Below are 9,936 nucleotides of genomic sequence, written 5' to 3' on the forward strand. Positions count from 1 at the left end.
CCTCGCCGAGCCAGCGGCCGAGCTGCCGCAGCGCGGCGACCGCGCCCGGGTCCTCGGCGGCGATCAGCCCGCCGACGATCGTCCCGTCGAGCGCGCCGTGCTCCTCCCGCGCCCGCGCGAGGCTCTGCCCGATCCCGCCCGCATCGGCGATCTCGTTCGCCATGCGCATGAGGGCACGACCGGACCCGTACTGCTCGAGGCATCCGTGCTGCCCGCAGCCGCAGGCCACGCCGTTCGGCACGAGCCGGATGTGGCCGAGCTCGGCGCCCGCGCCGAACCCGCCGCGGAAGAGGCGGTCGCCCGCGACGATGGCGCCGCCGACGCCGGTGCCGATCGTGAGCATGACCATGTCGCTGACCATGCGCCCGGCGCCGAACCGGAACTCCGCCCAGCCGGCGGCGTTCGCGTCGTTCTCGACCACGACGCTGCCGCCGACGCGCGCTTCGAGCTTCTCGCGGAACGGCTCGTTGCGCCAGTCGATGTTCGGCGCGTAGTACACGGTCGACTGTGCGGCGTCGATGAATCCGGCCGCTGCGACGCCGACCGCGGCGACGGGCTCACCCGCTTCGAGCTCGCGGATCATCGCGACGACCGCGTCCTCCAGCGCCGCGGTGTCGACGGGTGTCGGGACCCGTGCGGAGCGGACGATGCCGCCGAGCTCGTCGACCACTGCGCCGGCGATCTTCGTGCCGCCGATGTCGATGCCGATCGCGTGCACGTCGAACGCCTTTCGCCGGGGATGCGTGGGTGTGGAGCGGCCGGGCTGCTCCGCGCCGCACCGACTAGAGTGTAGTCAACCCACTGCCGTGGTCGTGCGACCCCGAACCCGTGCGACCCTCCCGGTGCCGAAGGAGCTACCGTGATCGAATTCACCACCGCGCCACTGGTCCCCGCCGACCCAGACGCGAACACCACAGACCTCTTGGTCGACCGGGTCAAGGCCACGCCCGACTCGGTGCTGTTCTCGCTGCCCACCGCCGATGGCGGTTGGAGCCCCGTCACGACGCGCGAGTTCCACGAGCAGGTCGTGCGCCTCGCGAAGGGCCTCGTCGCGGCCGGCATCCAGCCCGGCGACAAGATCGGGCTCATGAGCAAGACCCGGTACGAGTGGACGCTCATCGACTTCGCCGCGTGGTTCGCGGGTGCGATCCTCGTCCCGGTCTACGAGACGAGCTCGCCTGCCCAGGTCCGCTGGAACCTGGGCGACTCCGGTGCCGTCGCGATGATCCTCGAGACGGCCGATCACTTCGCCCGGTTCGACGAGGTGCACCCCGACCTGCCGGCCATCCGCAGCGTCTGGCAGATCGACCTCGGCGACCTCGACAAGCTCGCCGCGTCGGGCTCCGACGTCGCCGACGACGAGATCGAGCGACGTCGCAACCTCGCCGTCGGATCCGACATCGCCACGCTCATCTACACCTCCGGCTCGACCGGCAAGCCGAAGGGCTGCGTGCTCACGCACGCGAACTTCGTGGAACTGTGCCGCAACTCGGCGGTCGCGCTCGAGGAGGTGGTGCTCGACCCGAACGGCGCATCGACGCTCCTGTTCATCACGACGGCGCACATCTTCGCGCGGTTCATCTCGGTGCTCTGCGTGCACGCGGGCGTGCGGGTCGGACACCAGCCCGACACCAAGCAGCTCCTGCCGTCGCTCGGCAGCTTCAAGCCGACCTTCCTCCTCGCGGTGCCGCGCGTGTTCGAGAAGGTCTACAACGTGTCGGAGCAGAAGGCCGAGGCCGGCGGCAAGGGCAAGATCTTCCACGCCGCGGCCGAGACCGCCGTCGCGTACTCGACGGCGCAGGAGGCCGGCGGGAAGATCCCGCTCGGCCTGAGGCTCAAGTTCGCGCTGTTCGATCGCCTCGTGTACTCCAAGCTCCGCGCGGCGATGGGCGGCAACGTCAAGTACGCCGTCTCGGGCTCCGCACCGCTCGGCCCTCGACTCGGCCACTTCTACCACGCGCTCGGCATCACGATCCTCGAGGGCTACGGCCTCACCGAGACGACCGCGCCGGCGACCGTGAACCTGGCCCACAGGTCCAAGATCGGCACCGTCGGCCCGGCGCTCCCGGGCGTCTCGGTGCGGCTCGCAGACGACGGCGAGATCCAGGTCAAGGGCATCAACGTCTTCAAGGAGTACTGGAAGAACCCCGAGGCAACGGCGGCGACCTTCGACGGCGAGTGGTTCAAGACCGGCGACATCGGCGCGTTCGACTCCGACGGCTTCCTCACGATCACCGGACGGAAGAAGGAGATCATCGTCACGGCCGGCGGCAAGAACGTCGCCCCCGCCGCGCTCGAGGACCCGATCCGTGCGAACCCGCTCGTCGGGCAGGTCGTCGTCGTCGGCGACCAGAAGCCGTTCATCTCGGCGCTCATCACGCTCGACCCCGAGATGCTTCCGGTGTGGCTGAACAACCACGGCGAGGACGCCGGGATGAGCGTCGACGAGGCGGCGAAGAGCCCCGTGGTCCTCGCCGAGGTGCAGCGTGCGATCGACGCCGCGAACGAGAACGTCTCGCGCGCCGAGTCCATCCGGAAGTTCGTCATCCTCCCGATCGAGTTCACGGAGGACAGCGGCCACCTCACGCCGAAGATGAGCATCAAGCGCAACGTCATCCTCGACGACTTCTCATCCGAGATCGAAGGCCTCTACTCGGGCGCACCGGCGACCGAGGGCCACTCGATCATCAGCTGAGACGGTCGACGGACGACGGATGCCCCGCGGCGCGCGCCGCGGGGCATCCGTCGTCTGCGCGCCGCGCCGCCACGGCACGCCCGAACGCGAGGGCGCGAGAGCCGGTCAGAACCAGTCGGATTCGCGCACGGCGCGCATCGCCGCACGCCGCTCGTCCTTCTCGAGGCGATCGAGGTAGAGCACGCCGTCGAGGTGGTCGGTCTCGTGCTGCAGTGCCTGTGCCATGAGCCCCTCGCCGGCGAGCTCGATCTCGTTTCCGTCGAGGTCGATCCCGCGCACGCGGGCGAACGGATGCCGCGGCGTCTTGTGCCAGAGCCCCGGAACCGACAGGCACCCCTCATCGACGAGCTCGGGGTCCCCGGTGACCTCGATGAGCACCGGGTTGATGATGTAGCCCACCTCGCCGTCCACGTTGTAGCTGAACACGCGGAGGTTCACGCCGATCTGGGGCGCGGCGACACCTGCGCGCCCTGGGAGGCGCACGCTGTCGACGAGATCCTCGACGAGCGAACGGACGCGGTCGTCGACGAGGTCGACGGGGCTCGAGACGGTCTTCAGGACAGGGTCGCCGAACAGGCGAATGGGACGTTCCGGCAATGGTGCTCCGTGTTCAGTGCCCGCGTTCGACGGGCAGGCCTTCCACCACGAGGGCGGCGAGTTCGCGGGCCGAGTGCTGGGTCACCGGACGCAGGTCGCTCCAGTTCACCACCGACCCCGCTGCGAGCTGCGGATCGTACGGGATCCGCACGATCTCGCGCACGCGAGACTGGAAGTGGGCCTCGATCTCGTCGACCTTGACGAGATGCGTGCCCTGCGTGGCCAGGTTGATCGCGACGACGGCGTTGCGGACCAGCTCGCCGTACCCGTTCGCCTCGAGCCACGTGAGGGTCTCGCTCGCGAGTCGCGCCTCGTCGACGCTGCCGCCCGAGACGATCACGATCGAGTCCGCCCGCTGCAACGTCGCCCGCATCACGGAGTGGACGATCCCGGTGCCGCAGTCGGTCAGCACGAGCGAGTAGTAGCGCGCCGCGAGCCCGGCGACCACGTTGTAGTCGTTGTCGTCGAACGCCTCGGACAACGACGGGTCGGTGTCGGACGCGAGGATGTCGAGGCGCGTCTCGTCGCGCGAGACGAACCGCGAGAAGTCCGTGTACCCGCCGATCGACGACGCCTTCGCGACCACGTCACGCACCGTCTCACGTGTCTGCCGGTCGACGCGTTCGGCGAGCGTGCCCCGATCGGGATTGGCATCGATCGCGATGATCCGGTCGTCGCGCGCGTCGGCCAGGGCCATTCCGAGCAGGGTGGTCACGGTCGTCTTGCCGACGCCGCCCTTGCGGGTCAGCACTGGGACGAAGCGGGCCCCGCCCTCGAACCGACGACGGATGCGCTCGCTCATCTCGCGATGGGCTCGGACCTTGGCCGAGTCCCCGAGGTTGACCAAGTGGAAGGTCGCCTCGTAGAGGAAGCGGTTCATGCCGCCCTGCGGAGCCGGTCGCGTCGTGCGATTGACATCGATCAGGCGATCCGCGGTGAGCGACTCGGCGGTCTCGGGCACCTCGGCCGGCGCGACCGCCGTCTCGCCGTCCGCCACGATCGCGACGTGGGAACCGGTGTCGGTCGTCACGCGCTCGCGCCGCAGGCGAGCGCCGTCGGCGGCGAGGAGGGCGCCGTACGGCGACGGATCCTGTCGCGCGGCGGACCGGTACCCTGCACCGGCCAGCGCGGGCACCACGTCGACGGACGTCGTCCCCGTCGTCACGGCGGTCAGGTCGCCCGGGTCGACGGCCACGTCGTCGATCGCCACGGCCACCTCGTCATCCGGCATGACCCGCGCGGGAGCCGGCGGGAGGTCGACGCGGACGTCGACGTCGTCGGCTGCGTGCGCACCGCCCGACCGCGCGCGGTCGGCGGTGGTGCGGGAAACCGGGCGGCGGCCGCCGCGGTCCGGATCGTCCTCGTGCTCTGCCACCGATTTCCCCTCCTCATCAGTGCGGAACAGTCCCGAGTCTAACCCGGGCGTACGACGACGAGCAGATCACCCGCCTCCACCTGCTGGGTCTTCGGGATGGCGACCCGCTCGAGGACACCGGCGACCGGCGACGTGATCGCGGCCTCCATCTTCATCGCCTCGATGGATGCCACGGCCTGGCCGACCTCGATCTCGGCGCCCGCCTCGACCTGCAGCGTCACCACGCCGGAGAAGGGCGCAGCGATGTGCCCGGGCTGCGAGGCATCCGCCTTCTCAGCGGCCTTGGACTCGACGGTGATGCTGCGGTCGCGGACGAAGACCGGCCGGAGCTGGCCGTTTAGGATCGTCATGACGGTGCGCATGCCCTTGTCGTCGGCCTCGCCGATCGCCTCGAGGCCCGCGTAGAGCCGGACGCCCCGGTCGATCTCGACGACGTGCTCGGACCCCGGGCGCAGTCCGTACAGGTAGTCCGCGGTGTCGACGACCGACAGGTCGCCGAACAGCTCGCGGATCTGCTCGAACTGGCGCGTCGGCGCCGGGAACAGCAACGAGTTGAGGAGCGCCTGACGCTCCACGCCGGGCTCGGCGAGCCCGCGGCGCTCGGCGTGCGTGAGCTCCGCGACTCCGACGCGAACGTCGCGACCCGCGAGCACCTTCGTGCGGAACGGCTCGGGCCATCCGCCCGGCAGGTCGCCGAGCTCGCCGGCCATGAAGCCGATCACCGAGTCGGGCACGTCGTACTTCTCGGGGTTGGCCTCGAAGTCCGCAGGATCGGCCTTGACCGCCGCGAGGTGCAGGGCCAGGTCGCCCACGACCTTGGAGGACGGCGTCACCTTCGGCACCCGCCCGAGGATCCGGTTCGCGGCGGCGTACATGTCCTCGATCAGCTCGAAGTCGTCCGCGAGGCCCAGGGCGATCGCCTGCTGCCGCAGGTTCGACAGCTGGCCGCCGGGGATCTCGTGGTGGTAGACCCGGCCCGTCGGACCGGGAAGGCCCGACTCGAACGGGCGGTAGATCCGCCGGACCGCCTCCCAGTACGGCTCGAGGTCGGAGACGGCCTCGAGCGGGATGCCCGTGTCGCGCTCGGTGTGCGCGAGGGCCGCGACCAGTGCGGAGGCCGACGGCTGGCTCGTGGTGCCCGCCATGGGCGCACTGGCGACGTCGACCGCGTCGACGCCGGCACGGCTGGCGGCGAGCAGCGTCGCGAGCTGGCCGCCCGCGGTGTCGTGCGTGTGCAGGTGCACGGGCAGGTCGAATCGCTCGCGGAGTGCCGCGACGAGCTTCTCGGCCGCGGTCGGGCGGAGCAGCCCCGCCATGTCCTTGATCGCGAGGACGTGGGCGCCGGCCGCGACGATGTCGTCGGCCAGTCGCAGGTAGTAGTCGAGCGTGTAGAGGTCTTCGTTCGGGTCGAGCAGGTCGCCGGTGTAGCAGAGCGCGACCTCCGCGATCGGGGTGCCGGCCGCGAGGACCGCGTCGATCGCCGGCCGCATCTGGGCGACGTCGTTCAGCGCGTCGAAGATGCGGAAGATGTCGACGCCGGTCGTCGCCGCCTCCTGGACGAACGCGTCCGTGACCTCCGTCGGATACGGCGTGTAGCCCACGGTGTTCCGCCCGCGCAGGAGCATCTGGATGTTGATGTTGGGCAGCGCCTCGCGGAGCGACGCGAGCCGCTCCCACGGGTCCTCGCCGAGGAAGCGCAGCGCGACGTCGTACGTGGCACCGCCCCAGGCCTCGACCGAGAGCAGTTGCGGGGTCATGCGCGAGACGTACGGTGCGACCGCGACGAGGTCCTTCGTGCGCACTCGCGTCGCGAGGAGCGACTGGTGGGCGTCGCGGAACGTGGTCTCGGTGACCGCGAGCGGCGTCTGGGCCCGGAGCGCCGCCGCGAACCCGACCGGCCCGAGCTCGAGCAGTCGCTGGCGCGACCCGGCGGGTGCGGGCGCGGTGAGGTCGATCTCGGGAAGCTTCTCGGCGGGTGCCACGGTCGTCGGCGCCGGACCGTTCGGCTGGTTCACGGTGACGTCGGCCAGCCAGTTCAGGATCTTGGTTCCGCGGTCCTTCGAGACGCGGCCTCGGACCAGCTGCGGCCGCTCGTCGATGAACGACGTGCTGAGGTCGCCGACCATGAACTGCGGGTCGTCCATGACCGCCTGGAGGAACGGGATGTTCGTGGACACTCCCCGGATGCGGAACTCGGCGAGGGCGCGCTTCGTGCGCGTGACCGCCTGCTGGTAGTCGCGCCCGCGGCAGATGAGCTTCGCCAGCATCGAATCGAAGTGGGGGCTGATCTGCGCGCCCGGGTTGACCGTGCCGCCGTCGAGCCGGATGCCCGCGCCGCCGGGCGAGCGGTAGGTGGTGATCTTCCCCGTGTCGGGGCGGAAGTTGGCGGTCGGGTCCTCAGTGGTGATGCGGCACTGCAGCGCCGCGCCGCGCAGGTGGATGCGGTCCTGCGTCAGGCCGAGGTCTTCCAGGCTCTCCCCCGCGGCGATGCGCATCTGCGCGACCACGAGGTCGACGTCCGTGACCTCCTCGGTCACGGTGTGCTCGACCTGGATGCGGGGGTTCATCTCGATGAAGACGTGCTCGCCGGCGCGCTCGCCCGCGGTGTCGAGGAGGAACTCGACCGTGCCGGCGTTGGCGTACCCGATGGACTTCGCGAACGCGACCGCGTCCCGGTAGAGCGCCTGGCGGACGTCGTCGGAGAGGTTCGGCGCCGGAGCGATCTCGACGACCTTCTGGTGGCGCCGCTGGACCGAGCAGTCGCGCTCGAAGAGGTGGACGGTCTCGCCCGTGCCGTCCGCCAGCACCTGCACCTCGATGTGCCGCGGCCGCAGGACGGCCTGCTCGAGGAACATCGTCGGGTCGCCGAACGCGCTGTCGGCCTCGCGCATCGCCTCCTCGAGGGAGCGGCGCAGGTCCTCCCTGCGGTCGACGCGGCGCATGCCGCGGCCGCCGCCGCCCGCGACGGCCTTGGCGAAGATCGGGAACCCGATCTCGTCGGCCTGGGCGAGGAGCGCCTCGACGTCGGTCGAGGGCTCGGTCGACTTCAGCACGGGCACGCCTGCGGCGATCGCCTGCTGCTTCGCGGTGACCTTGTTGCCCGCCATCTCGAGCACCCGCGTCGGCGGGCCGATGAAGGTGATGCCGGCGTCTGCCGCGGCCTGGGCCAGCTCGGGGTTCTCGGAGAGGAAGCCGTAGCCCGGGTAGATCGCGTCCGCACCCGATTCCCTCGCGACGCGGATGATCTCCGACACGTCGAGGTACGCGCGCACCGGATGTCCCTGCTCGCCGATCTGGTACGCCTCGTCCGCCTTCAGCCGGTGGAGCGAGTTGCGGTCCTCGTAGGGGAAGACCGCGACGGTCTTCGCACCGAGCTCGACGGCGGCTCGGAACGCGCGAATGGCGATCTCACCGCGATTGGCGACCAGGATCTTCGAGAACATGCAGGCCTTTCCGATGGGGGTCTTCCGCACAGCGAACATTTAGGTATCGCTCTGCGAGTAACGGTAACGTATTCGCTCGTGCACGTTCTCTCGGTCAGTTCCCTGAAGGGCGGGGTCGGAAAGACCACCGTCACCCTCGGGCTGGCGTCGGCTGCCTTCGCGCGAGGCGTGCGAACTCTGGTGGTCGACCTGGACCCGCAGTCCGACGTCTCCACCGGCATGGACATCCAGGTGTCGGGCCATCTCAACGTCGCCGACGTCCTCGCATCGCCGAAGGAGAAGATCGTCCGATCGGCGATCGCTCCCAGCGGATGGACGAGGTCGAACCCGCAGTCGACCATCGACGTCATGATCGGGAGCCCGTCCGCCATCAACTACGACGGCCCGCACCCGTCGATCCGCGACATCTGGAAGCTCGAGGAGGCGCTCGCCAACGTCGAGTCCGACTACGAGCTGGTCCTCATCGACTGCGCTCCCTCGTTGAACGCCCTGACGCGCACCGCGTGGGCCGCGAGCGACCGCGTCGCGGTCGTGACCGAGCCCGGCCTGTTCTCCGTCGCGGCCGCCGACCGTGCGCTCCGAGCGATCGAGGAGATCCGACGTGGACTCTCGCCGCGCCTGCAGCCGCTCGGCATCATCGTGAACCGTGCACGCGTCCAGTCGCTCGAGCACCAGTTCCGCATCAAGGAACTGCGCGACATGTTCGGCCCGCTCGTGCTCAGCCCGCAGCTTCCGGAGCGCACGTCCCTCCAGCAGGCGCAGGGTGCGGCGAAGCCGCTCCACATGTGGCCGGGCGAGAGCGCCGAGGAGATGTCGAACCACTTCGACCAGCTGCTCGAGCGCGTGCTGCGCGCCGCGCGGATCGGCGACTACGGCCAGGCGGGCGCCCCGCACATGGAGCTCGACGCGCCGAAGCGCTGATCGACGCCGACGTCACACGGCGTCATCCGACGTCTGCACGCCGTCCTTGCGGCGCGCTCGCGTCGCTCATCGGTCGGGTACGACCCGGTGCGTGGTCAGGAGATCCTGCGTGATGCGCGGGCGCGCCGCGCGGCCAGCTCGTCGACGTGATCGACCGGTTGCGTGTCGAGTTCGACGAGCGTGGACTCGACCTCACGGAGGACCTTGCCCACGGCGATGCCGAAGACGCCCTGCCCACGGTTCACGAGGTCGATGACCTCGTCGTCGGAGGTGCACAGGTACACGCTCGCGCCGTCGCTCATGAGCGTCGTCTGGGCGAGGTCGTCGATTCCCGCCTCGCGGAGCTGGGTCACGGCGACGCGGATCTGCTGGAGGGAGATGCCCGTGTCGAGCAGCCGCTTGACGAGCTTCAGGACGAGGATGTCGCGGAATCCGTACAGCCGCTGCGAGCCGGAGCCCGCAGCGCCGCGGACGGTGGGCTCCACGAGCTGGGTGCGGGCCCAGTAGTCGAGCTGGCGGTAGCTGATGCCTGCGGCCCGAGCGGCGACCGCGCCGCGGTATCCGCTGCCGTCGTCGTGCTCCGGCAGGCCGTCGGTGAAGAGCAGTCCGAGGTCGTAGCGTGATCGTTCGCTCCGATCGAGCTCGCTCATCCGTCGCCCCTCTACTCTCGTCGTCGCCGAAGCGGCGCGCACCCAACGCTACCCACGCCGACCAGCGGAGTCGAGGACATCGGGCCGAACGTCACGGCGTGTCGCCGAGTCAGTGCGTGCGACGGTCGAGGACGTCGCGGAGCACCGCGGCGTGCACGACCGCGAGCCGGTCGGCGAGCTCCCGGGCGCGTTCCGCGCTCCGCGCACGGCCGGCGGGGTCGGGGCGACGCTCGGGGGCGATCGCCTGCTCGACGA

Annotated in this window: 7 protein-coding genes; 2 read left to right on the top strand and 5 right to left on the bottom strand. The window is 70.4% G+C overall.

Annotation, left to right across the window (positions count from 1 at the left end):
- On the bottom strand, window positions 1-718 hold a 718-nt coding region (locus ESO86_RS06285; RefSeq protein WP_129234125.1), incomplete at its 3' end, for an ROK family protein.
- Between the two features lie 141 nt (window positions 719-859).
- Between ESO86_RS06285 and ESO86_RS06290 the strand changes: the two genes are divergently transcribed.
- Window positions 860-2,695, top strand: a complete 1,836-nt coding sequence (locus tag ESO86_RS06290) for an AMP-dependent synthetase/ligase (protein WP_129234126.1) — start codon at window positions 860-862, stop codon at window positions 2,693-2,695.
- Window positions 2,696-2,800: 105 nt separating this feature from the next.
- Here the strand turns inward: ESO86_RS06290 and def are convergent, their stop codons facing one another.
- The 3 genes from def to ESO86_RS06305 are packed head-to-tail and all read right to left on the bottom strand — an operon-like array spanning window position 2,801 to window position 8,110.
- Window positions 2,801-3,292, bottom strand: a complete 492-nt coding sequence (gene def / locus ESO86_RS06295) for a peptide deformylase (protein ID WP_129234127.1) — start codon at window positions 3,290-3,292, stop codon at window positions 2,801-2,803.
- Between the two features lie 13 nt (window positions 3,293-3,305).
- On the bottom strand, window positions 3,306-4,667 hold the full coding sequence (locus ESO86_RS06300; protein ID WP_242492231.1) for a MinD/ParA family ATP-binding protein: 1,362 nt from the start codon (window positions 4,665-4,667) through the stop codon (window positions 3,306-3,308).
- A 38-nt stretch (window positions 4,668-4,705) separates the two neighbouring features.
- The gene (locus ESO86_RS06305; RefSeq protein ID WP_129234128.1) at window positions 4,706-8,110 is read right to left on the bottom strand and encodes a pyruvate carboxylase; all 3,405 of its coding nucleotides are present in this window, start codon (window positions 8,108-8,110) and stop codon (window positions 4,706-4,708) included.
- A gap of 78 nt (window positions 8,111-8,188) precedes the next feature.
- On the opposite strand from ESO86_RS06305, the gene ESO86_RS06310 reads away from it, so the two are divergent.
- On the top strand, window positions 8,189-9,031 hold the full coding sequence (locus ESO86_RS06310) for a ParA family protein (protein ID WP_129234129.1): 843 nt from the start codon (window positions 8,189-8,191) through the stop codon (window positions 9,029-9,031).
- Between the two features lie 95 nt (window positions 9,032-9,126).
- Here the strand turns inward: ESO86_RS06310 and ESO86_RS06315 are convergent, their stop codons facing one another.
- Complete coding sequence (locus ESO86_RS06315; RefSeq protein ID WP_129234130.1) at window positions 9,127-9,681, bottom strand: MerR family transcriptional regulator; 555 nt, start codon at window positions 9,679-9,681, stop codon at window positions 9,127-9,129.
- Window positions 9,682-9,936: the final 255 nt, after the last annotated feature.

The sequence above is a fragment of the Agromyces binzhouensis genome (assembly GCF_004135055.1).
Taxonomy (GTDB): domain Bacteria; phylum Actinomycetota; class Actinomycetes; order Actinomycetales; family Microbacteriaceae; genus Agromyces; species Agromyces binzhouensis.